Annotated in this window: 25 protein-coding genes; 13 read left to right on the top strand and 12 right to left on the bottom strand. The window is 74.4% G+C overall.

The genetic code is table 11. The features are described 5' to 3' along the window. Positions 1 to 109: 109 nt before the first annotated feature. Positions 110 to 832 carry a GntR family transcriptional regulator gene (locus tag DMP17_RS40100; protein WP_226366689.1) on the top strand — a complete coding sequence of 241 codons (723 nt, stop codon included), beginning with the start codon at positions 110 to 112 and terminating at the stop codon, positions 830 to 832. Here DMP17_RS40100 and DMP17_RS40105 read toward each other — a convergent pair whose 3' ends face one another. Then, positions 833 to 1909, bottom strand: a complete 1077-nt coding sequence (locus DMP17_RS40105) for a pyridoxal phosphate-dependent aminotransferase (RefSeq protein WP_337832290.1) — start codon at positions 1907 to 1909, stop codon at positions 833 to 835. It lies immediately after the preceding gene. 180 nt (positions 1910 to 2089) lie between these two features. Then, positions 2090 to 2569, bottom strand: coding sequence for a hypothetical protein (locus DMP17_RS40110; RefSeq protein ID WP_226350247.1), 480 nt, complete (start codon positions 2567 to 2569; stop codon positions 2090 to 2092). Between the two features lie 286 nt (positions 2570 to 2855). Between DMP17_RS40110 and DMP17_RS40115 the strand changes: the two genes are divergently transcribed. Then, positions 2856 to 4361: a sugar transferase gene (locus DMP17_RS40115; protein ID WP_226366691.1), complete on the top strand. Its 1506-nt coding sequence runs from the start codon at positions 2856 to 2858 to the stop codon at positions 4359 to 4361. Positions 4362 to 4386: 25 nt separating this feature from the next. Here the strand turns inward: DMP17_RS40115 and DMP17_RS40120 are convergent, their stop codons facing one another. The 4 genes from DMP17_RS40120 to DMP17_RS40135 all read right to left on the bottom strand — a co-directional run bounded on the left by DMP17_RS40120 (position 4387) and on the right by DMP17_RS40135 (position 7772). Next, entirely contained in the window at positions 4387 to 5670 is a 1284-nt protein-coding gene (locus tag DMP17_RS40120) for an NAD(P)H-dependent oxidoreductase (protein ID WP_226350245.1), read from the bottom strand. Next, positions 5670 to 6233, bottom strand: coding sequence for a dTDP-4-dehydrorhamnose 3,5-epimerase (gene rfbC / locus DMP17_RS40125; protein ID WP_226366692.1), 564 nt, complete (start codon positions 6231 to 6233; stop codon positions 5670 to 5672). Before rfbC ends, DMP17_RS40120 begins: the two co-directional genes overlap by 1 nt. A gap of 112 nt (positions 6234 to 6345) precedes the next feature. Then, a complete protein-coding gene (locus DMP17_RS40130; RefSeq protein ID WP_337832291.1) occupies positions 6346 to 7119 on the bottom strand; it encodes a hypothetical protein in 774 nt (257 codons plus the stop codon). Positions 7120 to 7184: 65 nt separating this feature from the next. Continuing rightward, on the bottom strand, positions 7185 to 7772 hold the full coding sequence (locus DMP17_RS40135) for a DUF4232 domain-containing protein (protein ID WP_226350243.1): 588 nt from the start codon (positions 7770 to 7772) through the stop codon (positions 7185 to 7187). Positions 7773 to 7896: 124 nt separating this feature from the next. Between DMP17_RS40135 and DMP17_RS40140 the strand changes: the two genes are divergently transcribed. The 6 genes from DMP17_RS40140 (at position 7897) to DMP17_RS40165 (ending at position 12128) form a co-directional block, all read left to right on the top strand. Next, positions 7897 to 8070, top strand: a complete 174-nt coding sequence (locus DMP17_RS40140; RefSeq protein WP_226350242.1) for a hypothetical protein — start codon at positions 7897 to 7899, stop codon at positions 8068 to 8070. A gap of 282 nt (positions 8071 to 8352) precedes the next feature. Beyond that, positions 8353 to 8514, top strand: coding sequence for a hypothetical protein (locus DMP17_RS40145; protein ID WP_226350241.1), 162 nt, complete (start codon positions 8353 to 8355; stop codon positions 8512 to 8514). 84 nt (positions 8515 to 8598) lie between these two features. Further along, positions 8599 to 8904, top strand: a complete 306-nt coding sequence (locus tag DMP17_RS40150; RefSeq protein WP_226350240.1) for a hypothetical protein — start codon at positions 8599 to 8601, stop codon at positions 8902 to 8904. Further along, entirely contained in the window at positions 8894 to 10192 is a 1299-nt protein-coding gene (locus DMP17_RS40155) for a cupin domain-containing protein (RefSeq protein ID WP_337832292.1), read from the top strand. The genes DMP17_RS40150 and DMP17_RS40155 overlap by 11 nt, the downstream gene beginning before the upstream one ends. After that, on the top strand, positions 10189 to 11079 hold the full coding sequence (locus DMP17_RS40160; protein WP_337832293.1) for a sucrase ferredoxin: 891 nt from the start codon (positions 10189 to 10191) through the stop codon (positions 11077 to 11079). The genes DMP17_RS40155 and DMP17_RS40160 overlap by 4 nt, the downstream gene beginning before the upstream one ends. 251 nt (positions 11080 to 11330) lie before the next feature. Beyond that, positions 11331 to 12128: a glucose-1-phosphate cytidylyltransferase gene (locus DMP17_RS40165; protein WP_226350237.1), complete on the top strand. Its 798-nt coding sequence runs from the start codon at positions 11331 to 11333 to the stop codon at positions 12126 to 12128. Between the two features lie 49 nt (positions 12129 to 12177). Here the strand turns inward: DMP17_RS40165 and DMP17_RS40170 are convergent, their stop codons facing one another. Further along, positions 12178 to 13245 carry an LCP family protein gene (locus tag DMP17_RS40170; RefSeq protein WP_337832294.1) on the bottom strand — a complete coding sequence of 356 codons (1068 nt, stop codon included), beginning with the start codon at positions 13243 to 13245 and terminating at the stop codon, positions 12178 to 12180. Between the two features lie 269 nt (positions 13246 to 13514). Between DMP17_RS40170 and DMP17_RS40175 the strand changes: the two genes are divergently transcribed. Further along, positions 13515 to 13814 (top strand): hypothetical protein, encoded by a 300-nt coding sequence (locus tag DMP17_RS40175; RefSeq protein WP_226350235.1) that lies wholly within the window; start codon positions 13515 to 13517, stop codon positions 13812 to 13814. Positions 13815 to 13907: 93 nt separating this feature from the next. Here the strand turns inward: DMP17_RS40175 and DMP17_RS40180 are convergent, their stop codons facing one another. The 4 genes from DMP17_RS40180 to DMP17_RS40195 all read right to left on the bottom strand — a co-directional run bounded on the left by DMP17_RS40180 (position 13908) and on the right by DMP17_RS40195 (position 17564). Next, positions 13908 to 14513, bottom strand: coding sequence for an HNH endonuclease (locus DMP17_RS40180; RefSeq protein ID WP_226350234.1), 606 nt, complete (start codon positions 14511 to 14513; stop codon positions 13908 to 13910). Between the two features lie 155 nt (positions 14514 to 14668). Further along, a complete protein-coding gene (locus DMP17_RS40185; protein WP_337832295.1) occupies positions 14669 to 15784 on the bottom strand; it encodes a cystathionine gamma-lyase in 1116 nt (371 codons plus the stop codon). A gap of 5 nt (positions 15785 to 15789) precedes the next feature. Beyond that, positions 15790 to 16848: an NAD(P)H-dependent glycerol-3-phosphate dehydrogenase gene (locus tag DMP17_RS40190; RefSeq protein ID WP_178376295.1), complete on the bottom strand. Its 1059-nt coding sequence runs from the start codon at positions 16846 to 16848 to the stop codon at positions 15790 to 15792. Continuing rightward, a complete protein-coding gene (locus DMP17_RS40195) occupies positions 16845 to 17564 on the bottom strand; it encodes a lysophospholipid acyltransferase family protein (RefSeq protein WP_337832296.1) in 720 nt (239 codons plus the stop codon). The genes DMP17_RS40190 and DMP17_RS40195 overlap by 4 nt, the downstream gene beginning before the upstream one ends. Positions 17565 to 17694: 130 nt before the next feature. Between DMP17_RS40195 and cofC the strand changes: the two genes are divergently transcribed. From cofC to DMP17_RS40215, 4 genes are all read left to right on the top strand, one after another. Further along, positions 17695 to 18432, top strand: coding sequence for a 2-phospho-L-lactate guanylyltransferase (gene cofC / locus DMP17_RS40200; RefSeq protein ID WP_308016785.1), 738 nt, complete (start codon positions 17695 to 17697; stop codon positions 18430 to 18432). A gap of 169 nt (positions 18433 to 18601) precedes the next feature. Continuing rightward, positions 18602 to 20875, top strand: a complete 2274-nt coding sequence (locus DMP17_RS40205; RefSeq protein ID WP_443217993.1) for an RNA degradosome polyphosphate kinase — start codon at positions 18602 to 18604, stop codon at positions 20873 to 20875. Next, positions 20875 to 21822 (top strand): NUDIX hydrolase, encoded by a 948-nt coding sequence (locus DMP17_RS40210; protein WP_337832298.1) that lies wholly within the window; start codon positions 20875 to 20877, stop codon positions 21820 to 21822. Before DMP17_RS40205 ends, DMP17_RS40210 begins: the two co-directional genes overlap by 1 nt. A gap of 139 nt (positions 21823 to 21961) precedes the next feature. Continuing rightward, positions 21962 to 22783: an endonuclease domain-containing protein gene (locus DMP17_RS40215; protein ID WP_337832299.1), complete on the top strand. Its 822-nt coding sequence runs from the start codon at positions 21962 to 21964 to the stop codon at positions 22781 to 22783. Positions 22784 to 22924: 141 nt separating this feature from the next. On the opposite strand, the gene DMP17_RS40220 is transcribed toward DMP17_RS40215, so the two are convergent. Then, a complete protein-coding gene (locus DMP17_RS40220) occupies positions 22925 to 23413 on the bottom strand; it encodes an HU family DNA-binding protein (RefSeq protein ID WP_226350227.1) in 489 nt (162 codons plus the stop codon). Positions 23414 to 23474 lie beyond the last annotated feature (61 nt).

Below are 23474 nucleotides of genomic sequence, written 5' to 3' on the forward strand. Positions count from 1 at the left end.
CCAAGTGGAATGCACAGTAGAAGGCGTCTGAGATCTCAGCAAGACCCCGTTGAGATCCTTGACATCGCTGGAACATATTCCACCGGCCGGACGCTGCTATCGTTCGACGGTGCGTCACGAGCCGGATCTGCTCCGCGAACCGCCCCCGGCCGACCGGCTGATGGAGACCGCCTACCGGCGGTTGAAGCGGTCGATCATCGAGCTGCACCGTCCACCGGGCACCCAGTTCTCCGAGCAGGCGGTCGCGCGCGAGTTCGGGCTGAGCAAGACCCCGGTCCGCGAGGCGCTCGCCCGGCTGCACCGTGACGGGCTGGTCACCCCGCAGCCCCGCGCCGGGTACGTGGTCTCCCCCGTGACCCTCAGCGACGTCGGCGACCTGTGCGCGATGCGCTCGCTGCTGCAGTCCGAGACCGCGGCGCTGACAGCGCGGCACGGCCTGTCCGCCGGCGAGGCGGCCCGCCTGCAGGAGCTCTGCGTCGACGACGAGGACGGCCAGCTCGGCGGACCGCGCTTCGAGGAGCGGTTCCGGGACAACTACGAGTTCGAGTCGATCATCGCCAACGGCTGCCGCAACGCCCGGCTCGCCGCGGCGGCGGTCGACACGCTGGACGAGATGGAGCGGGTGGTCCGGCTGGCACTGCGGCTGGACCCGTCGATGCCGCCCGGGCGGATCGACGAGCGCCGGGCCCTGGTCGACGCGGTCCTCGCCCGGGAGCCGGACACCGCGCGGGCCGCGATGGCCCGGCGGACGGCGTCCGCGCAGCGGGAGATCGTCGGGGCGCTGACCGCGAGTGCCGCGGTGACCAGCGCCCCGATCGCGCTCCCCCTGTAGTCAGGCGAGTCGGCGCCCGAGCTCGACGATCCCGGCGTCCGGACCGCCGTACAACAGCCGGGCGTGGTCGGCGGGGCCGCCGAACGCGTCGCCCGCGAGTGCGACGATCCCCCGGGCGAGCAGTGCGTCCTCCAGCTCCCGGCCCGCGCCGATCCGGGACAGGTCGGCGAACGCGAAGATGCCCGCCGTCGGCGGCACGACCGGCACGTCCGCCGTCCGCAGCGTCTCGACCAGCAGGTCCCGCTTGCCCCGGAACAGGCCGAACACCGTGTCGAGCCAGTCCTGCGGGCCGGTCACCGCCGCCTCCGCGGCCGCCTGCGGGATGTCCCCGACGTTGATCGCGTCCCACTCGAACGCGGTGTGCACGCGGTTCAGCAACGGCGCGGGGGCGTGCACGTAGCCGACCCGCCAGTGGGTGAACGCGTAGTTCTTGCTGAGGCTCGTCACCGTCACCAGGTCCGGGTGCCGGTCGCGCAGGGACTGGAGCGGGACGTAGCCGGGTCCGTCGTGGACGTAGCGCTCGTAGGACTCGTCGGAGAGCACGACGAGCCCGTGCCGCGCCGCGAGGTCGACGAGCTCGGCGAGCCGGTCCCGGGTGGGGGTGTGGCCGGTCGGGTTGTTCGGGTTGCAGAGCAGCAGCGCGCGGGTGGCGGGGGTGATCGCGGCCGCCAGTGCCGCCGGGTCGGCCGCCCAGCCGTCGTCGGTGCGGGCCGGGACGTGCACCGGGTGCGCGCCGGCCATCCGGACCATGCCGTCGAAGAAGTAGGTCGGGGTCGGGACCAGCACCTCGTCGCCGGGCCGGAGGAGCGCGCGCAGCGCCACGCTCATGCCGTGCTGGGCGCCGTGGGTGACCAGTAGCTCGCGGTCCGGGTCGTCCGCGCCGATGCGCGCGGCGAGCGCCGCGCGCAGGCTGGGCGACCCCCGGCTGAGCCGCGGGAACGGGGTGCCCGCCACGGCACGCACCGCCTCGACGACGTGCTCGGGCATCGGCAGGACCGGGACGCCACCGAGGACGACCGGGTCGGGGCGGGAGGCTCCGCGCTCGGCGAGGGCGAGGGCGGGAAGACGGTCGAGCATCGCAGCTCCTGATGACGGCACCGCGGAACGGGTGCGGAACGGTCCCGGGCGGCACGCGGCGGAGGCGTGCGGGGCCCGGGCGGGGACGAGCTCACCGGGGAGCGGTGTCATCAGGCCGCCCCGGCGTCACCGGACACTACCCACGGCGCCCCGGGTCCGCGAGGCCCCGGCACCGGAGGCTCAGAACGGCAGGTGCCCCGACAGCACGACGGCCGTGGCGACGGCGGCGGTGAGCACGACCAGGACCGCGGCCACCGTCGTCCGTCGGCGCCCCGTCGTGGGACCCGCCGACGTGGCGGCGGTACCCGGGTGCGACCAGAGGGGCCGGCCCGTCCGGCGGGCGGCGGGCCACGGCGCGACGCCGTCGTGCTCCCGGCGGGCGGCCGCGGTCAGCGCCGCGGCCCGGTCGGCCGTGGCGGGGTCGACTCCCCCGTCCCCGGCCAGCGCGGCGAGCAGCGCGCGGGTCGCGGCCTCGTCGTCGGGCAGGGTCCGTCCGCGGACGATGCCGCGGACCCGCGTCACCGGGGTCCGCAGCCGGCGCGCGATGTCGCGCTCGGACCGGCAGCCGTTCCGGTCGTGGACGGTGTCGAGCAGGTCGAGCAGCTCGCGGTGCGGACCGTGCTCGGGCCAGGACGTCCGGTCGAAGCGGCGCAACGGCACCCGTCGCCTCCTCACGCAGGATGATCGTTCGATCACCTGTCGCATTCGGGCCCGGCGGCGTTACTCAATTCTGATGAGACGCCGCGATCCACAAAGGTGATGACAACCTCCGGACCGCTGTAGGGCGATCGGCGCAACTTCCGCGGATACCGGCCGGTGATCGTTAACGGTCCGCGCGCGAGGGCCGACAACGGGGACAGCGAACGGTGCACTCCGTGTACCGGCCGGGCGACGGCGCCGACCCCAGCGGCCCCGTGGCCCCCTCTCCCAAGGAGCCTGCCGTCCCGTGAGCACGCACCCCGACGTCTCGCACGCATCCGAGTGGACGGTCCCGAGCCCACGGGTCCCCGTGGCGGACGGCGGGGCCCACCGCCCCGGCCCGCATCCGGACCCCGAGCACGGGCGACGACGGTTCACCGCCCTGGTCGTCCTCGGCGACCTCACGACCGTCGCGGTGCTCACCGCGGTCGCGGTCCTGGTGGGGCTCACCGGCTTCGAGGCCGCCGACCGCGCCCGGATCGGCTCGGGTCTGCTCGCGGCCGGTCTGCTGGCCGTCGCGCTGCCGCTGTCCCGCGCCTGGGACGGCCGGGTGCTCGGCACCGGGTCGGCGGAGTTCGTGCGGGTGGCCCGGGCCGTGGTCCTCGCCGACGTGGCACTGGCCCTGGGCGGCCTGGCGCTGATGGTCGACTCGTCGCGGGAGTGGGTGTTCCTGCTCGTGCCGGGCACCGGACTCGCGCTGCTCGGCGTGCGGTTCGCGCTGCGCAAGATGCTGCACGCCCAGCGGGCGCGGGGCCGGGGCCTGGCCCCGGTGCTGGCGGTCGGCGAGGAGGCGTGCGTGGCGGACCTGATCCGCCGCACCCGTCGCGACCCGTACTTCGGCTGGCGGGTCACCGGGGTGTGCACCCCGACCGGCACCGGCACCGGGGGCGGCTACGTCGTCGACGGCGTCCCGGTGCTGGGCGACCTCGACGCCGTGACCGGGCTGGCCCGCGACGGCGGGCACCGGGTCGTCGCGATCTGCCGCTCGCCGGGCTGGGGTCCGGCGCGGCTGCACCGCCTCGCCTGGGACCTGGAGGGGTCCGAGACCGAGCTCGCCGTCGATCCCGGCCTCATGGAGATCGCCGGGCCGCGCATGCACATCACCCCGGTCGACGGGATGCCGCTGCTGCGCCTGTCCGAGCCGCGGTTCTCGGGCGCGTCGAAGATCGTCAAGTATGTCGCGGACCGCGCGGTGGCCGCGCTGTTGATGCTGCTCGTCGGTCCGCTGTTCCTGGTGCTCGCCGTCGCGGTGAAGCTCGGCGACGGCGGCCCGGTGTTCTTCCGCCAGGAGCGCGTCGGGACGCACGGCCGGACCTTCGGGATGCTGAAGTTCCGGTCGATGTGCGTCGACGCCGAGGCGCGGCTCGCGTCGCTGGCCAACGACCACGGCGACGGCCCGCTGTTCAAGATGCGCCGCGACCCGCGCGTCACCCGGGTCGGGGCGTTCCTGCGCCGGTACTCGCTCGACGAGCTGCCGCAGCTGCTCAACGTCCTCGGCGGGTCGATGAGCCTGGTCGGGCCGCGTCCGCCGCTGCCCCGCGAGGTCGCCGCCTACGCCGACGACGCCCGCCGCCGCCTGCTGGTCAAGCCCGGCATGACCGGCCTGTGGCAGGTCAGCGGCCGCAGCTCCCTGACCTGGGAGGAGTCGGTCCGCCTCGACCTGCGCTACGTCGAGAACTGGACCCCCGCGCTGGACCTGCTGATCCTGTGGAAGACCGTGGGCGCGGTGCTCCGCAGCCGCGGCGCCTACTGACCCGGCGCCGCGGCCTGCGGGCCGCTCAGGCGAAGAGCTTCTCCTGCTCCTCGCGCAGCGCGTCGACGAGCCGGCCCGGGGGCAGGGTCACGTCGTCGTAGGTGAGCACGGCGTCCTTGGCGACGTCGCGGATGAGCGTGCAGCCCTCCGCGACACCCATCGGGAGCAGCCGCTCCGACCGCGTGACCGGCGAGGACTCGGCGACGCCGTAGGTGTCGTAGCCGCCCAGCCCGTCGACGGTGTGCCCGGCCCGCAGGTCCTGCTTGGCGGTGGCGACGACGTCGACCCGCTGCCCCGCGGGCGGGCTCAGCGCGGCGTCGGCGAAGTCCACGGCCCGCACGATGGTGTTCGGGACCTCGAAGTGACACAGGTGGTACGGGGTGTAGAAGCTGTACAGCGGGCCCTCGCCGAGCTTGTACAGGTTCAGGTAGTGGCGCTGCTTCGGGTCGTCGTGGGTGCCGAGCACGTAGATGCCGGGGCCCGGCTTGGCCCCGACCACGTAGTCGACGACGCCGCCCAGCTCGCGCAGCTCGTCGACGTCGTAGGTCTGCGTGAGCTCGTCGACGTGCCCGGCGTGGTCGCGCCCGTACATGCCGCGCTTGCCGACGGTGAAGCCGAACGCGTTGGCCACGATCGCCTGCTCGAACGACACCTTGGTGCCGTCGGCGAAGCTGGTGACCATGTAGGGGTCCTGCCCCCACTTCTCGGCGAACGCCTGCTGCGTGGTGGGCGTGCGGTACTCGTCCTGCAGGCCCTTGATGTTGCCGGCGACGAGCGGGGTGACCCCGATGCCCTTCACGAAGCGCAGCAGGTTGGCCTGGACGCCGGGCTGGTCGCCGTCGGCGCCGGTCAGCACGACCCCGGCCGCGCGGGCCCGGTGCGCGAGCAGCGGGCCGACGGTGCCGTCGAGCTCGGCGTTCATCGTGACGACGGGCAGCCCGCGCTCGATGGCGGCGACGGTGACCCGGGCGCCGAACTCGACCGCGCCGGTGACGTCGACGAGCACGTCGATGTTCTCCGCCGCGAGCAGCGCGAAGGCGTCGTCCAGCACGGCCGGGACGCCCTTCGCGATCATGGCTTCGACCTGCGCGGTCGTCGACACCTCGACCGGCTCCAGCCCGGCCTCGGTGTAGGCGCGCACGGCGGTGGCGACGGTGCGGTTGGCGATCGCGGCGACGTCCATCCCGGGGGTGGAGTTCACGATCTGGTTGACCAGGCCGCGGCCCATGAACCCGGCGCCGACCAGACCGACGCGGATCGGGCGGTTCTCGGCGGCGCGCTTCGCGAGGGCGGTGTCAAGGATCAGCATCAGCGGGCTCCGGTGACCGACGGGAAGTCGGCGTTGTCGGCCAGCAGCGGCCAGTTCGCGTCCTTGTCCGAGACGTGGTCGACCGCGTGCGGCCACGCGACGTCCAGGGCCGGGTCGTCCCAGCGCAGGCCGCGCTCGGCGCCCGGGGTGTAGGGCGTCGAGACCTGGTAGATCGTCGTCGCGTCCGGGGTGAGGGTGAGGTAGGCGTGCGCGAAGTTCCGCGGCACGTACATCGCCCGGTAGTTGTCCTGGGACAGCTCGGCGCCGAACCACTGCAGGTAGGTGTCGGAGTCCGGGCGCAGGTCCACGATCACGTCGAAGATCGCGCCGCGGACGCAGCGGATGACCTTGACCTCGGCGTTCGGCTCCAGCTGGTAGTGGAAGCCGCGCAGGGTGCCCGCCTCGTGGTTGTACGAGAGGTTGCACTGGGTGATCGTCGGGTCCAGCCCGGCGTCGCGGAACTCCTGCTCGCAGAAGGCACGGGCGAAGAAGCCGCGGTCGTCCTCGAGTCGCTTCAGGTCGATGAGAGCCGATCCGGGGAGCGGGGTCTGGTGAATCTCCACGCCCGGCATCATCGGCCAGGGCCGGTCGGCCGTTATCGGGGCCCCCCACGACCGTGGCGAGGGCAACGACGGCGGTCACGCTCCGTGCGCGCGACCGCCGCCGTCCTCACGGTCAGCTACTCGACCAGAGCGTCGTTCCGTTGTCGGAGATGACGATCCGGCCGTCGTCGGTGACGGACAGGAGCGCCGTGGGACGGGCGGCACCGGGGCTGGTCCACACCGGGGCGCCGGAGGCGTCGTGGACGACGAGGTGCCCGTCGCCGTCGAACTCGACGCGCGAGTGGCCCGACCACCGGTCACCCAGCACCCGCTGCAGCGCCCAGACCGGGGTGCCGTCCGGGCGACGGGACAGGACGAGGTTCCCGTCGTCCTGGAACCGCAGGGCATAGGCACCCGACGGCGACGTGTACTCGCGGCCGCGCTCCAGGTCGGTCTTCGCCGGGATCCCCGGCGACCGCACGTCGACGGTCACGGTGAACGAGCCGGTGTTGTCGTGGTGGAAGTCGACGTTGTCGTTGACGATCAGGTACAGCTCGCCGTCCTCGGTCGCGGTGTGCTGCACCGCCGGTCCGACGAGGAAGGCCGGACGGGGCGGGGCGTCCGGGGCGAGCGGGTAGCGCGGCACCTCCGGGCTGATCATGCCGAGGAGCGCGACCGAGGGCAGTGACGCCACCATCGACCGGCCGTCGGCCCGGCCGCCGTCGCCCTCGGGACCGAACTCCCGCGCGCTGTTCTGGATCCGGATCCGGCCCGTCGCCGTGATCGAGACCGTCGCGCCGCGACCGACGTGGACTCCCGTGGGGAACCACTTGGCGGACGTGGCGGGGACGAACGTCAGGGTTGTCGTCGTCGGTCTCCTGGCTCGGGACGACGGTGGCGGGGCCACCGCGGATCGGTCGAGTCGATCACGCGGCGGGCCCCGGCGAATCGTGCCGATTGACGATCTGCCCGTCAGACCGACCCGGGCGCCACCGGGTGGATGTAGGTGCCGGGGTGGGTCGCGCCGTCCTGGCGGAGGACCGGGCCCTGGTCCCACTTCAGCGTCGTCGACGTGGTCTCGTCCGGCGCGGTCACGACGATGTCGGTCGGCGTCCAGCTGTCGCCGGGCAGCCAGGTGATCACGGTGTGCGCGGTGCCGCCCGGCTTCACGACGACCGAGGTGGGCTGCTCTCCGGCGCGCGGCAGCGAGTACGACGGCCCCCACTGCGGGTCGTCCGGGCCGCGCAGGTCGACGCCGCCGAACCCGGTCATCGTGCAGGGCGCGTCGGAGGTGTTGCGCCAGACGATGGTCGTGTCCTTCTGGTTGTCGCCCAGGGTGGTGCCGACCGACGCCTCCACGGTGCCGCTGGTGCAGCGGGCCACCTGCCCGCTCTCCGACGACGCCTCACCGGTGGGCTGCTGCGCGGCCGTGGTGGGCGCCGACGACAGCGCGGCCGGGGCCTGTGCGGGGGCCGGAGCGGCGTCGCTGCCTCCGCAGCCGGTGACGAGCAGGCCGGCCGACAGCAGTCCGATCAGGAGCGAAATGCGGTGAATCGTCATGCGCGACACCGTTCCCCGGTTCGCCGGGCCCCGCCGCGCGACGGACGGAGGACCACCCGGAGGTGGGACACCCGCACCGGGTAACAGGAGGTCAGGGCTCCGCGAGTCCCTCCACACGGCTCTCGTGCCGGTGGAGTCGACGAGGAGATGCGGGGGACGCGGATGCGCGCTGACCCGGGACACCATTAAGACCCTGCTGCCGGTCGGCGACCGGACCATCATCGACCGGCTCATCGGCTCGCTGGAGGAGAACTGCGTCACCACCGTCACCGTCGTGCTGGGATACTTCGAGACCTAGGTGTGCCGTCCGGATGACGTCGTCCTGCTCGACGGTGCGGCGCGGTCGTGCTCAGGAGCTTCGGCAAGACCCTCGGCGTCCCGCGTCTGCGGATCGGCGATGTGTTCAGCACCGGCCCGGCCTGGACCGCGCGGGCCCGCGACGACCTCTCCGTGTGAAGCATGATTCGGTGGCCGAACACTACGTGGAGTCGCTGGAAACGGTACCCACGGTGATCGACGTCGGTGTGGGGTCGGACGTGGCCATCCGCGAGCGGACGTCGTCGGGTTCGACGGCGCGATCGTGCAGGACGTCGACCGGCCCGACGGCACCCCGCGCAAGCTGCTCGATGTCAGCCGGCTCACCGCGCTCGGCTGGGAGCCGGCCGTCGGCCTGCGTGAGGGCGTCGAACGGACCTACCGCTGGTTCGTCGAGCACCGCGGCGGGGCCCGGGTCGGGCGGTGAACGACATGGCCGCCGGTCCCGGCGCATGATCGCGGACCGTCCGGGGTAAGCGCCGTCCACACCGCCACACGCAGGAGGAACACCATGGCTCTGAACGACGACGACATCACCACCTCGGGCGGCTCCGGCCCCGAGGGCCCCGCGGACTCCGGCGCCGGCCAGGGCACCCCCGGCCAGCACGACGGCGGCGCCGACGGCGGCGCGGACTCCGGCGCCGAGGGCCCGGCCGACTCCGGCGCCGGCCAGGGCACCCCCGGCCAGCACGACGGCGGCGCCGACGGCGGCGCGGACTCCGGCGCCGAGGGCCCCGCGGACTCCGGTGCCGGCGAGGGCACCCCGGGCCAGCACGACGGCGGCGCCGACGGTGGCGCCGACAGCGGTGCGAACTGAGCTGAGCGAGCCGACGGCCGGTGCCGGGCAGCCCCCCACGGGCGCCCCGGTACCGGCCGGCGCGCGTGCGGCGTCCGGCAACGGTGCGCTCGCGCGGCTGGTCGGCTCGGACACCGACACGTTCGCCGCCCGGCACTGGGGCACCACCGCGCTGCTGCGCACCGGCGCGGACACCGGCGCGTTCCGCGACCTGCTCGACCTCGACGGCGTCGACGAGCTGCTGTCCCGCCGCGGGCTGCGCACCCCGTTCCTGCGGCTGGCCCGCAACGGGTCCGTCGTCGGCTCGGCCGACTTCACCGGCCCGGGCGGGGTGGGCGCCGAGATCGGCGACCAGGTCCGCGACGACAGGGTCGCCGCGCTGTTCGGCGACGGCAGCACCGTCGTCCTGCAGGCGCTGCACCGCGTCTGGCCCGGCGTCATCGACTTCTGCACCGCGCTCGCCGAGGACCTCGGCCACCCGGTCCAGGCGAACGCCTACATCACCCCGCCGCAGTCGCAGGGCTTCTCCGCCCACTACGACGTGCACGACGTGTTCGTGCTGCAGCTGGCCGGGCAGAAGCACTGGCGCGTCCACGCACCGGTCCACACCGACCCGCTGCGCAGCCAGCCCTGGAGCGACCACGGCGACGCCGTCGCCGCCCGCGCCCGCGACGACGAGCCCGTGATCGACCGGGTCCTCGAACCCGGCGACGTGCTCTACCTGCCCCGCGGCTGGCTGCACTCCGCCACCGCGCTCGGGGACGTCTCGGCGCACCTGACCGTCGGCGTGCACGTGGTGACCCGGTACGCGCTGGTCGAGTCGTTGCTGGCGCTGGTCGCCTCGGACGAGCGGCTCCGTGCGAGCCTGCCACTGGGCGTCGACCTGGCCGACCCGCAGCAGCTCGCCCCGCACCTGGACGCGGTGCGCGCCGCACTGACCGGTGCCGTCGCCGCCGTCTCCGCCGAGGACGTGTCGCGCCGGGTCCGGAGCCGGGTGTGGTCCGGCGGGCGCCCGGAGCCGGTCCGGCCGGTCGCCTCCGCCGCGTTCGCCCGCGATCTCGCGCCCGGGGACACCGTGCGCCGGCGCCTCGGGGTGCACCACCGCCTCGTCGCGGGTGATGATCGGGTCGTGCTGGAGCTGGCCGAGAAGACGCTGACGTTGCCCGCCGTCGTCGTACCCGCGCTGCGGGCCCTGCTCGGCGGCGGCACCCACACCGTCGGGGACCTCCCCGGTCTGGACGCCGACGACCAGGTCGTCCTCGTCCGGCGGTTGCTGCGGGAGGGCGTCGTCGTCCCGGCCACCGCGTGAGCGACGCACGACGGTTCCGGCGCTGCGCCGACCTCGCCGAGGCGGCCGGTGACCCCGCCGAGGGCACGGCGCCGCCCGCGCGGTTCTGGTTCCTCGTCGAGCACCCCGGGCCGTGGCCGCGTCAGGCACTGGCCGCGCTCGACCCGGACACCGCCACCACCCTCGGGACGTGGGCCGATCAGGTCGGCGCCCGGGTCGTGCTCGTGCGTCGGCCCGGGCGCCGGGACCGCGAGGCCGTCGAGCCGGGGCGGCGCTGGTTCCGCGTCGACGCCCGGCCCGGGCACGAGGACGTCCGGACCGGCACCTGGTCCTCCCCCGCCGAGCTGGCCGCCGCCGTCCACGCCGACGGCGACCCGCACCCGGACCCGCTGGTGCTGGTCTGCGCCCACGGCAGGCACGACGCCTGCTGCGCCGTCCGCGGCCGGCCGCTCGCCGCCGCGCTCGTCGCCGACGACCCGGACGGCACGTGGGAGTGCAGCCACATCGGCGGCTGCCGGTTCGCCCCCGCCCTGGTGCTGCTCCCCCACGGCCTGACCTACGGCGGCGTCACCCCGGCCGAGGGGCCCGCCGTCGTGCGTGAGTACGGGCGCGGGCTCGTCGTCCCCGGCCCGCTGCGGGGCCGCTCCGCGCTGCCCCCCGCCGTGCAGGCCGCCCAGCACCACGCGCGGGCCGCCACCGGCGCGACCGGGGTGGACGACCTGGGCGTCGCGGGCGTCGACTCCGACGGACAGCCCCCCGGGCACACGACCTGGCGGGTCACGTTCCACCACCCGGACTGCGTGGTCGAGGTGCGGGAACGGTTCGTGGGGGTGGACCGGCCGCTGACGTGTGCCGCCCGTCCGGCCGGCCGGATCCGCGTGTTCGACCTCGTCGACGCCCGCTCCTGACCTCCGGCGGGGCCCCCGTCGTTTCCGGAACGGAAACGACGGCCGGGCGGCCCCGTCCACAGCAGATCCCCGGATGACCTGCGGAGGGGTCGACGGACCGGTCGTGACCCGGCGACCCCCCGCTGTCCGTTTCCGCCCGGTGTGAGACGGCGAACAGCCCCCGGTCGATAACACTGCGGTAGTGGTGTTCGGTTGCACCACTACGACGCCGTCGCCCCACCACGCTCCCCACGAAGGAACGGATACACCGCATGGACCCCCAGACCCCCGTCGTCATCCTCTGCGGAGGCAAGGGCACCCGCATCCGGGAGGCCTCCGAGAGCCTGCCGAAGGCGATGGTCGAGATCGGCGGACGGCCGATCGTCTGGCACATCATGAAGACCTACCGGGAGCACGGCTTCCGGCGCTTCGTCCTGTGCCTGGGGTACAAGAGCTGGGCGATCAAGGAGTACTTCCTCGACTACCGGGCCCGCTCCGCGGACTTCACCCTGTCCATGTCCGACCGGCACCGCATCGACTTCCACAGCGGCGTCGACGAGGACTGGGAGATCACCTTCGCCGAGACCGGCCTGGAGGCCGCCACCGGCTCCCGGGTGCGCACCATCGCGCCCTACGTGGACACCGAGAACTTCTTCCTGACCTACGGCGACGGCGTCGCCACCGTCGACATCACCGCACTGGCCAAGGAGCACGAGCAGTCCGGGAAGATCGGCACCGTCACCGGGGTGCACCCGACCTCGAAGTTCGGCGAGATGCAGGTCGAGGGCGACCGGGTCGTCGAGTTCAACGAGAAGCCGACCCAGGTCACCGGCTTCGTCTCGGGCGGCTTCTTCGCCTTCAAGCGGGAGTTCCTCGACTCCTACCTCGGCGAGCCCGGCGACGACGACGTCTGGCTCGAGCACGAGCCGCTGCAGCGCCTGGCCCGCGACGGGCAGCTCAACGTGCACCGCCACGAGGACTTCTGGTCGGCGATGGACACCTTCAAGGACTACGAGTACCTCAACAGCCTGTGGGCGCGCGGCGAGGCGCCCTGGAAGATCTGGGCCTGACCGACGTCGGCGACGGCCGGTCCGCTCCCCCGGGCGGGCCGGCCGTCTCCTACGACGGCGTCGAGCTCAGCGCCTCGGTCGGGTTCAGGTCCGCGTACTGCGCCACCGACCCGTTGCGGACCGCCCCCCACAGCTGCGCGCTGCGCTGCTCGTCCAGGTACACGACCGACTGCGCCCCCTCCCGCCCCAGCCCGGCCACCGGCGCGGTCACGAACGCCACGCCCGAGCCGCGCAGGTTGCGGTTCTCCAGGGCCAGCTGCACCAGCCCGGTGTTGGACAGCGAGTCGTCCACACTCACCGCGTCGCCGACGCTGGTCGCGAACGAGTAGAGCGCGGTCGGGTCGGTGGTGGCCTTCTCCTGCACCTTCGCGAGCAGCGCCTTGATCGCGTTCTGCTGGCGGGCGGCGCGGTCGATGTCGCCGTTCGGGAGGCCGTAGCGCTGGCGGACGTAGGCCAGGGCCTGGGCGCCGTCGAGGTGGTTCTCCCCCGCCCGGAAGTCCACACCGGCGTTGCTCGTGGCCTGCGCGACCGTCACGTCGATGCCGCCGACCGAGTCGACGAGCGAGGTGAACCCGGCGAAGTCGACGACGCCGAAGTGGTCCACCCGCACCCCGGTCAGCTTCTCCACGGTCTCGATGAGCAGCGGGGCGCCACCGAAGGCGTAGGCGGCGTTGATCTTGTTCATGCCGCGGCCGGGGATGTCGACCCAGGAGTCGCGCGGGATCGACACGACGCTGGCGTGCTCGCCGTCGGGGGCGAGGGTGCCGAGCATGATCACGTCGGAGCGCTGGGAGCCCGCGTCGACGCCCGGGGCGGCGTCGGTGCCGGTGGTGGGGGCCTCGGCCCGGGAGTCGGTGCCGACGAGCAGGAACGTGGTGCCGCCGAACGTCGCGGGGCGGCTGCCGGCGTCGATCCCGCGGAACGCGTCCGGGATGCGGGCGATGCCGCCGCCGATGCTGGAGGTCAGGTAGACGACCACGCCGCCGACCGCGAGCAGCAGCACGAGGACCAGCGCCGCCAGCACGGCGAGCACCCGCCGCCCGCGACGCCGCGGACGCCCGTCGCGCAGGCCGGGCACGACGTCGTCGTGCCGGGTCGGGGGGACGGCGTTGCGCATCGGGTCTCCTGGATCTGTGTGGACGGTCGTCCGGTTCGTCGCTCCCGCGCGTACGGCGTTACGTGACACCGCACGGTCCCACTCCCGGTGGCGCACAACGTCACCGGTCGTCGCAGGTCAACGGCTCAGTGCGCACACAGCGCAGTCACACGGGAGTGCTGTGTCATCAGATGTGTGGAACCGACGGCCCTCTCGCTAATGGTCCGGACGGACCAGGCGAATTCAGGGGCAGAACGGCCGCACGGCCGTCGCGGACCGAGGAGGAACCCATGAGCGTCACGCCCGAGACCCCCGCCACCAGCACCGCCACCACCGCCGGCTCGGCGATCCCGGCTCCGCGGGCCGCCGCGGAGGACACCGTCCTGCCGCCCGTCGCGGCCACCCCGGTCGCGGTCGACCTGTGCCGCTGCGGGCACGAGCGCGACGCCCACGACCACTACCGCGCCGGCACCGACTGCGGTGTCTGCGGCACCGCCTGCCGCGCCTTCCACGCCCGCACCGGCTCCGCCGCCGGCCGCTCGGCCGGTCGCGCCGCCCGCCTCACCTCGGCCCTGCTGCGGCGCCGCTGATCCCTGCCCTCCGTCCCCGGACGGTCCGCCGGGAGACGTTCCACGAACGCCCCTGCCTCCTTCCTTGAGGCGGGGGCGTTCGCGCGTCCACCGTCAGGCCGCGGCGCCGAGCCAGGGCTCCCAGGCGGGCAGTGGCTCCACCGCCAGGACGAGCACGCCCGCGCCGTTCCTGGCGGGCGGCGCCGGGGTGGTCCGCAGGGCCCACCCCAGCTCCTCGATGAGGCGGTCCGCCTTCTTGGAGTTGCAGGCCTTGCAGGCGGCGACACAGTTCTCCCAGCTGTGCGCCCCGCCGCGGCTGCGCGGGATCACGTGGTCGATCGTGTCGGCACGCTTGCTGCAGTACGCGCAGCGCCGGGCGTCCCGGCGGAGCACGCCGGCCCGGGTCATGGGCACCGACCGGCGGTAGGGGACGCGGACGTAGCGGGAGAGCCGCAGCACCGACGGTGCGGGGAGCGCGAGGCTCTCGGAGCGGAACTCCGCCCCCTCGAGCGCCTCCTGCAGACACTCGGCCTTGCCGGAGAGCAGCAGGCAGATGGCGCGCTTGGACGTGACGACGGCCAGCGGTTCGAAGCTGGCGTTGAGGAGCAGGACCCGCGACCCCGACGGGATCCGAGCTGTGGTCGGCAGCTCGTCCCCCGGCGCCGGGACAGGATCGTCGGGAAGCGGGTCGACCGCTCTCAAGTCGCCGGGGACGATCATCTCGACACCATGGGGGACGGGTTGTCGGTACGGCACGCGACCACCTCCGCGAACGCTCGAGGTCCGTGATGTAGTCGACCATACGGAAGCCGGGTTACGCGAGTGTGATGGCGAGGTCGACGTCCGGTGGACGCATCGTGCGGGGCCGGCCGGGGTCAGATGCCGCGAAGGGCTCCCAAGACGTCGGCGAGGAGGTCGTCGGTGTCCTCGACGCCGCAGGACAGCCGCACCAGACCGTCCGGCACGGCGTCGCCCCAGCGGGCCCGCCGGTCCGCGGCGGTGCGCAGCCCACCGAAGCTCGTCGCCGAGTCGACCAGCGTCGCGGCGGCCAGGAAGTCCGAGACGGCGTGGGCGTCGGCCAGGGTGAACCGCAGGATCCCGTTCCAGCGCCGCATCTGGGTCCGGGCGAGCACGTGCGACGGGTCGTCGGCCAGCCCGGGCCAGCGCACGTCGTGCACGCCCGGGGTCTCCCGCAGCGCGACGGCGAGCGCGCGGGCGTTCTCGGCCTGCCGGGCCAGCCGCAGGTCCAGGGTGCCGAGCCCGCGCAGCGCCAGCCAGGTCTCCATCGGCCCGGCGATCGCGCCGCCGCGGGTGCGGAAGGCCCGGACCCGCTCGTGGTGCACCGGGTCGGCCGCGGACACGTGCCCGAGCAGCAGGTCCCCGTGCCCGGACAGCGCCTTGGTGTCGCTGGCGACGACGAGGTCTGCCCCGAGTGCGAGCGGCTGCTGCCCGAGCGGGGTGCACGTGGTGTTGTCGACGGCGACGACCGCCCCGGCCGCGTGTGCGGCGGCGGCGACCGCGGCGACGTCGCAGACCTCCAGGCCGGGGTTCGACGGCGTCTCCAGCATCACCAGCGCGGGCCGGTGCCGGGCGATCGCCGAGTCCCAGTCGCCCGCGGTCGCGCAGTAGGCGACCGGCACCCCGAGCGGGGCGAGCTCCTCGTCGGCGAGCAGACGCGCGACGTAGTAGCCGTCGCTGGGCAGCAGCACGCCGCGCCCGGTGCCGGTGAAGGCGCGCAGGACGGCGGCGACCGCGGCCATCCCGGACGGGAAGACCGTGCACGGCCCGCCGTCGAGCTCACCGACGGCGGCCTCGAACTCCCGCCACGTCGGGTTGTCGGCGCGGGCGTAGAAGTCCGCGCCCTGGTCGGCCTCCTCCGGGCGCCCGAGGTGGTACGTGCTGGTCAGCACCGGCCCGCGGTGCACCGGCTCGCCCACGGCGTGGGCGTCGTGCTCCCCGCCGCGCACGCAGCGGGTGCCGTCTCCGAGCATGGGGTTCACTCCGGCTTCGGGGCCCGGGAGATCAGTTCCTTGGCCATCTGGTGGGCGGTCATGCCCTCGTGGCAGACCCGGCGCACCGCGTCGGCGATGGGCAGCTCCACCCCGGCGCGCTCACCGAGCTCGCAGATCGACAGGCAGGACTTCACGCCCTCGGCGACCTGGCCGTGGTTGGCCTTCTCCGCCTCGGCGAGGCTCGCGCCGCGGCCCAGCTGCTCGCCGAAGGTGCGGTTGCGCGACAGCGGGGAGCTGCACGTCGCCACCAGGTCGCCCATGCCAGCCAGACCGGCGAAGGTCAGCGGCGAGGCACCGAGCGCCATCCCGAGCCGGGACATCTCGGCCAGCCCGCGGGTGATCAGCGAGGCCCGCGAGTTGTCGCCCAGCCCCATCCCGGACGCGACGCCGACGGCCAGCGCGATGACGTTCTTGCCCGCCCCGCCCAGCTCCGCCCCGACGACGTCGGTGTTGGTGTAGGCGCGGAAGTAGCCGGTCGCGCAGGCGGTCTGCAGCGCCACCGCACGGTCGTGGTCCTCGCAGGCGATGACGGTGGCCGTCGGCTGCTCGTGCGCGATCTCCGCGGCCAGGTTCGGCCCGGACACGACGGCGAGCCGGTCCACCCCGACGCCGGTGACGTCGTCGATGACCTCGGTCATCCGCTTGAGCGTCCCCAGCTCGACGCCCTTGGCCAGGCTGGTGAGGGTGACCCCGGCCGGGACCAGGTCGCGCCAGCGCTCCAGGTTGTCGCGCAGCGACTGCGACGGCACCGCGAGGATCACCGCGTCGGCCCCGTCGAGGGCCTCGGCCGCGTCGTGGGTGGCCCGCAGCGTGTCCGGCAGCGCGACGTCGGACAGGTAGTCGGGGTTGCGCCGGTCGGCGTTGATCGCCTCGGCCACCTCGACCCGGCGGGCCCACAGCCGCACGTCGCGGCCGGCGTCGCCGAGGACCTTCGCGAACGCGGTGCCCCAGCTGCCCGCGCCGAGCACGGCGACGCGGTGGATCGAGTGCACGGGCTCGTTGACCGGACGCTCCCCGAACGACGGGGCCGGGGGGACGCTCATCGGCCCGCCTCGCTCTCCGGGCGGCGGCGGTAGAACTCCTCCGGCGCGTCCTCGTCGCGGACCTCGGCGAGCAGCTCCCGCACCCGTCCCATGATCAGGTCGGTGACCTCGCGCAGGACGTGGGCGTCCAGCGGGCGCCCGCGGTAGGCGCTCAGGTCCACCGGGTCCCCCGCGCGCAGCACGACGTCGGTGCGCGGCAGCGGGCGGAACTTCTTCTCGTAGCCGTCCAGGACCTCGCGGGTCCCCCAGTGCACCATCGGGATGACCGGCACGTCCGAGGCCAGCGCCATCCGCGCGACGCCGGTGCGCGAGCGCATCGGCCACCCGTCGGGGTCGCGGGTGATGGTGCCCTCCGGGTAGATGATGACGATCTTGCCGTCGGCCAGGGCCTGCGTCCCGGCGGCCAGGCTCTGCTGGGCGTCGGCGGAGTCGCGGTAGACCGGGATCTGCCCCGAGCCGCGCAGCACCTGCCCGAGCACCGGCACCTGCCACAGGCTGCTCTTGGCCAGGAACCGGGGCACCCGCCCCGCGCTGTGCACGTAGGTCCCGGTGTGGATCGGGTCCAGGTGGGAGATGTGGTTGCCGACCAGCAGCGCGCCGCCGCGGGCCGGGAGGTGCTCACGGCCCTGGTAGCGCGGCCGGCCGGTGAGCCAGCCGATCGAGTAGAAGAACGGGACGGCGAAACCGACCCAGAATCCGCCCTTCTCGCGTGCCACCGGCGGCCTCCTCCTGCCCGCCTCCGGGGCGGGTCGTGGGGTCGTCGCGGATCGGGATGATCCGGATCTCGTCCGTGGAGTCTCCCCACAGAGGCCCCACGGTGTCACGCGGGGTGCCAGACTGGGGCCTGTGACCCTGCGGGTGGACCTGGTCGTACCGGTGAAACCGCTGCCGCGCGCCAAGACCCGGCTGCGCGGTGCCGCCGACGGCGGGGTGGGTGATCTCGACGCGCACCAGCGGCTCGCGCTGGCCCTGGCCCGCGACACCGTCGCCGCCGCCGTCGCCGCGACCGCGGTCCGGCACGTGCTGGTGATCTCCTCGGACCCGGCGGTGGCGATGGAGGTCGGCGCGCTCGGTGCGGAGGTCGTCACCGACCCCGGCCGGCGGCTCAACGGCGCGCTGCGCCACGGTGCCGCGCTGCTGCGCTCGCGCGACCCGCACGTCGCACTGGGGGCACTGCAGGCCGACCTGCCCGCGCTGCGCCCGGCCGAGCTCGACGACGCCGTCGCCGCGGCCGCCGTGCTGTTCGCCGCCGGCGCGACCCGCGCCTTCCAGCCCGACGCCCCCGGCGAGGGCACCACGCTGCTGCTCGTCGCGCCGGGCCACGACCTCGACCCGCACTTCGGCCGCGGGTCGGCCGCCCGGCACGGCGCCTCCGGGGCACGCCCGCTGCCCGGTGACCGTCCCGGCCTGCGCCGCGACGTCGACACCGCCGCCGACCTCGACGACGCCGTCGCCCTCGGGGTGGGCACATGGACCCGGGCCGTGGTCGACGCCCGGCACGGGCCGCCCGCCGCACCTCACCCACCCGGATGTCCCCCGCCCGGTGACGCCGTCGCCCGACGGTGTGGCACACCACGTACGTGACATCGCCGGACGGGGCCGTGTCCACGTGGACGGTTGCGGAGCGGTACGAAACAATCGCGACGTGAGTGACGACTCGGCGACCCCGGACGGACGGAACGGCACCTCCGCGCACCCGGGAGGCCGTCCCCGTACGGCGGCGCGCCGTGCCCCGCGTCCGGCGTCGCGGCGGCTGCACACCGCGAGCCGCAGCGTCGCCGACCAGGCACCGTCCGCGGACATCCCGGCCCAGCAGCACGTGCCGCCGGGCCCCGCGGCGCCGTCCGCGCCGCCGGCCGCCGCGCCGTCGCAGGTCCAGGGGGCCGCCCCGATCGCGCCGCCCGCGGGGGCGACCACCCCGGCGTCGACGATGGCCGAGCTGCTCCCCGAGGACCGCTACCTCAACCGTGAGCTGTCCTGGCTCGACTTCAACGCCCGGGTGCTGGCCCTGGCCGAGGACTCCAGCCAGCCGCTGCTGGAGCGCGCGAAGTTCCTCGCGATCTTCGCCTCCAACCTCGACGAGTTCTACATGGTCCGGGTCGCGGGCCTGAAGCGCCGCGACGAGACCGGCCTGTCCGTGCGCAGCGCCGACGGCCTGACCCCGCGCCAGCAGCTGGCCCGGATCACCGAGCGGAGCCGCGCGCTGTCGCGGGCGCACGCCGAGGTGTTCATGGACGAGCTGCTCCCCGAGCTCGACGCGGCCGGCGTCCACCTGCGCAGCTGGGAGGACCTGACCGACGCCGAGCGCCTGCGGCTGTCGGACTACTTCACCGAGACGGTGTTCCCGGTGCTCACCCCGCTCGCGGTGGACCCGGCGCACCCGTTCCCCTACATCTCCGGGCTGTCGCTCAACCTCGCGGTGACCGTCCGCGACCCCGAGGGCCGGACCGAGCGGTTCGCCCGGGTCAAGGTGCCGAACAACGTGCCGCGGCTGGTGTCGGTCGACCCGCCGGACACCGACACCCGGGCCGGGAACCGGCAGTGCACGTTCCTGCCGATCGAGGACCTGATCTCCGCACACCTCGGTGACCTGTTCAACGGCATGGAGGTCACCGAGGTCCACCCGTTCCGCGTCACCCGCAACGCCGACCTCGAGGTCGAGGAGGACCGCGACGAGGACCTCCTGCAGGCCCTGGAGCGCGAGCTGGCCCGGCGCCGGTTCGGCCCGCCGGTCCGCCTCGAGGTGCTCGACACCATGTCCGAGCACGTGCTGGAGCTGCTGCTGCGCGAGCTCGACGTCGACCCGAACGACGTCGTCACCGTCCCCGGGCTGCTCGACCTCACCGGTCTGTGGCAGGTGCACGGGGTCAACCGCCCCGACCTGAAGGACGAGCCGTTCCGCCCCGCGACGCACCCGGCGTTCGCCGAGCGGGAGACCCCGCGCAGCGTGTTCGCGACCCTGCGCGAGGGCGACGTGCTGGTGCACCACCCCTACGACTCGTTCTCGACGTCGGTGCAGCGCTTCATCGAGCAGGCCGCCGCCGACCCGAACGTGCTCGCGATCAAGCAGACCCTCTACCGCACCTCCGGCGACTCCCCGATCGTCAACGCCCTGATCGACGCCGCCGAGGCGGGCAAGCAGGTCGTCGCCCTGGTGGAGATCAAGGCCCGGTTCGACGAGCAGGCCAACATCCGCTGGGCACGCGAGCTGGAGAAGGCCGGCGTGCACGTCGTCTACGGCCTGGTGGGGCTCAAGACACACTGCAAGACCTGCCTGGTCGTGCGCCAGGAGGGGTCGGAGATCCGCCGCTACTGCCACATCGGCACCGGCAACTACAACCCGAAGACCGCCCGGCTCTACGAGGACGTCGGCGTGCTCACCGCCGACCCGACCATCGGCGCGGACCTCACCGACCTGTTCAACTCCCTCACCGGCTACTCGCGGCAGACCTCCTACCGGAGCCTGCTCGTGGCGCCGTACGGGATCCGCCGCGGCATCGTCCGCCGCATCGACGACGAGATCGAGGCGCACCTGTCCGGCGAGTCCGGCGCGCGGGTGCAGATCAAGGCGAACTCGCTGGTCGACGAGGCCATCATCGACGCCTGCTACCGGGCGTCGCAGGCGGGCGTGCCGGTCGACATCGTGGTGCGCGGCATCTGCGCGATCGTCCCCGGGCGGCCGGGACTCAGCGAGAACATCACCGTCCGGTCGATCCTCGGGCCGTTCCTGGAGCACTCCCGGGTGCTGCACTTCGGCTCGGCCGACGAGTACTGGATCGGCTCGGCGGACATGATGCACCGCAACCTGGACCGCCGGGTCGAGGTCATGCTGCGGGTCGCCGACCCGAAGCTGGCCGACCAGCTCGGCGCGATGTTCGACTCCTGCCTGGACCCGGCGACGCGCTGCTGGACGCTCGGGCCGGACGGGACCTGGTCGCCGTCGCCCGCGCCGGGCTCGGAGAACATCCGGGTCCGCGACCACCAGGTCGAGATGATGAACTCCCGCCGCGGCAGCAGCGAGGACTGATGCTGTCCGCACAGCTCCGGACCGACGGCGCCGAGGTCGACCCGGCGGGGATCGCCGACGTCGTCGCGGCCGGGACGGTGCCGTGGCGCCGCGCGGACGACGGCACCGTCGAGGTGGCGCTGGTCCACCGCCCCCGCTACGACGACTGGTCCTGGCCCAAGGGCCATCAGGACCCGGGCGAGGCGCTGACCCTCACCGCGCTGCGCGAGACGGCCGAGGAGGCGCACCTGGGGTGCCGCCTCGGCGCCCGGCTCGGCCACACGGCGTACAGCGTGCCCGGCAAGGGCCACAAGGTCGTGCACTACTGGGCCGCCGAGGCGGTCCGCGACCACGGCTTCACCGTCACCGACGAGACCGACGACCTGCGCTGGCTGCCCCGCGACGAGGCCGCCGCGCTGCTCACCCGCCCGACCGACGCCGACCTGCTGGACCGGCTCGACCGGGTGGGGCCGCCGTCGTCGACGGTGGTGCTCGTGCGGCACGCCAAGGCGGGCAGCCGGACCGCCTGGGAGGGCGACGACGACCTGCGCCCCCTGTCCGGCACCGGGTTCACCCAGGCCGACCGGCTCGCGGACTTCCTCGGCCGCTTCGGCCCGGACCGGCTCGCGACCGCCCCGCCGCTGCGCTGCGGCCAGACGATCGAGCCCTACGCCCACGCGTCCGGCGCGGGCGAACCGGACGTGGAGCCGCTGCTCGGCGAGCACGGCTACTGGGTCTCCCCCGCCAACGGCCTGGCCCGCTTCCGCACCCTCGCGGCGCAGCCCGGCGTGACGCTGCTGTGCAGCCAGGGCGGGGTCATCCCGGACGTCGTCGGGCACCTGCTCGCCGCCGCGGGCCGGTCCCCCGACCCCGACCTGCCCTCGCACAAGGCCAGCACCTGGGTCCTGGGCTTCGGCGACGACGGCGCCCTGCTGTCGGCCGACTACTACCGCCGCCCGCCCTCCTGACCCGCCGCGCCGTCCCGGACCCGGCGGCCCCGGGTCCGGGCCGCTCGTCGATCAGTACCCGAGTGCTGTCCGACCCCGGGCGGGCAGCACTGGTGCACTGATCGACCGGGTCCCGGAAGCCCGCTCCCGGCGACGGCGTGTGCGATCGCGAACGGGCGCACCGGTTCCGGCCCGCCGGGCGTGGGCCGGGGTGCAGGGTGCGCGGGTGGAGGAGCCGTTCCGGGGGTCGGAGGCCGTCGCGCGTGGGACCGTCACGCCGGGGCGGCTGCGCGGGCCACGGTTCGTGCGCCTGTTCCCCGACGTGTACGTCTCCGCCGTGGTCCCCGTGACGCCGCTGCTCCGGGCCCGGGCCGCATCGATCCACGCCGGGCCCCTCGACGCGCTCGCCGCCCGGAGACGGGACCGGCCGGTGTTCGTCGCGGTGCGGGGCACACCGGCCCCCGAGCAACGGACGCTGTCCCGGATGACGGCGCCGTGCCCCGGCTTCGACCCCGCCGACCTGCTGGTCCGGCGGTCGCTCCACCCGCACGTGCGGGGCTCGGCCCGGCTGGACAGGGTCGTCGCGCTCGCCGACCCGCGCGCGGAGTCCCCGCCCGAGACCCGGCTACGGCTGTTGCTCGTGCTCTCCGGGCTCCCCGTCCCCCAGGTCCGGTTCCCGCTGTACGACGGCCGGAGCCGCCCCTGGTTGCGGTTCGACCTCGCCTACCCCGACGCCCTGCTCGCGATCGAGTACGACGGCGCCCACCACGACGACCCGCTCGACCGCATCCGCGACACCCGCACCGCGGCGCTGGGATGGCAGACCCTCCGGATCACCGCCGACGGCCTCACCCGCAACGCCGGTCGCACCGTCGGGACGGTCCGCGCCCTGCTCGCCCGACGGACCCGCCTCGCGCCCTACCGACCCCGACCGCACCCGGCTGCGTCACCGATGCCGCGATCCCCGTCGATCAGTACATGAGTGCTGTCCGCACCCGCTCGAACAGCACTCATGTACTGATCGACGCGCCCGCAGGCAGCGCCGGGCGGCGCGACGCGGGCAGCGCGGAACACCGTGGCGCAGCGCGGGGCGGCGCCGACCGGGGGCAGTGCGGTGGCGCGGCTACTTCTCCGCAGCGGCCTTCCGCCGGGCCGGCTTCTTCGCCGACGCGGCCGCCTTCTTCGGGGCAGCCGCCTTCTTCGCCGGTGCCGCCGCGGCGGCCGGAGCGCCCGCGGTCTCCGGCGGGATCGTCTTGCGGGTCGCGGTGGTGCGACCGTTGCCCGTCGCGGCCCGCTCGGTACGGCGGGGGGCGCTGGTCGCGTTCGCGGCGGCGGCCTCGCTGGCGGCCACCCGTTCCTTGAAGGCGGCGCCGGGCCGGAACGACGGCACCACGGTCTCCCCGACGGGCACCGTCTCCCCGGTCCGCGGGTTGCGGGCGGTGCGCGGTGCACGTCGTCGCGGCTCGAAGACCCCGAACCCGGTCAGGGTGACGGTCTCACCACGCCCGACGGCGTCCACGATCACCTCGACCATCGCGTCGACGGCCGATGTGGCGGCACGACGGTCTCCGAGCCGGGCGGTCAGCGCATCGACGAGCTGAGCCTTGTTCATGGTCACGAAAGGTAAGGCTGCGCCCCTGCCCCGCACCAGATCCCGACGCGAGTCCAGGTCG

The sequence above is a fragment of the Pseudonocardia sp. TMWB2A genome, from assembly GCF_017312135.1.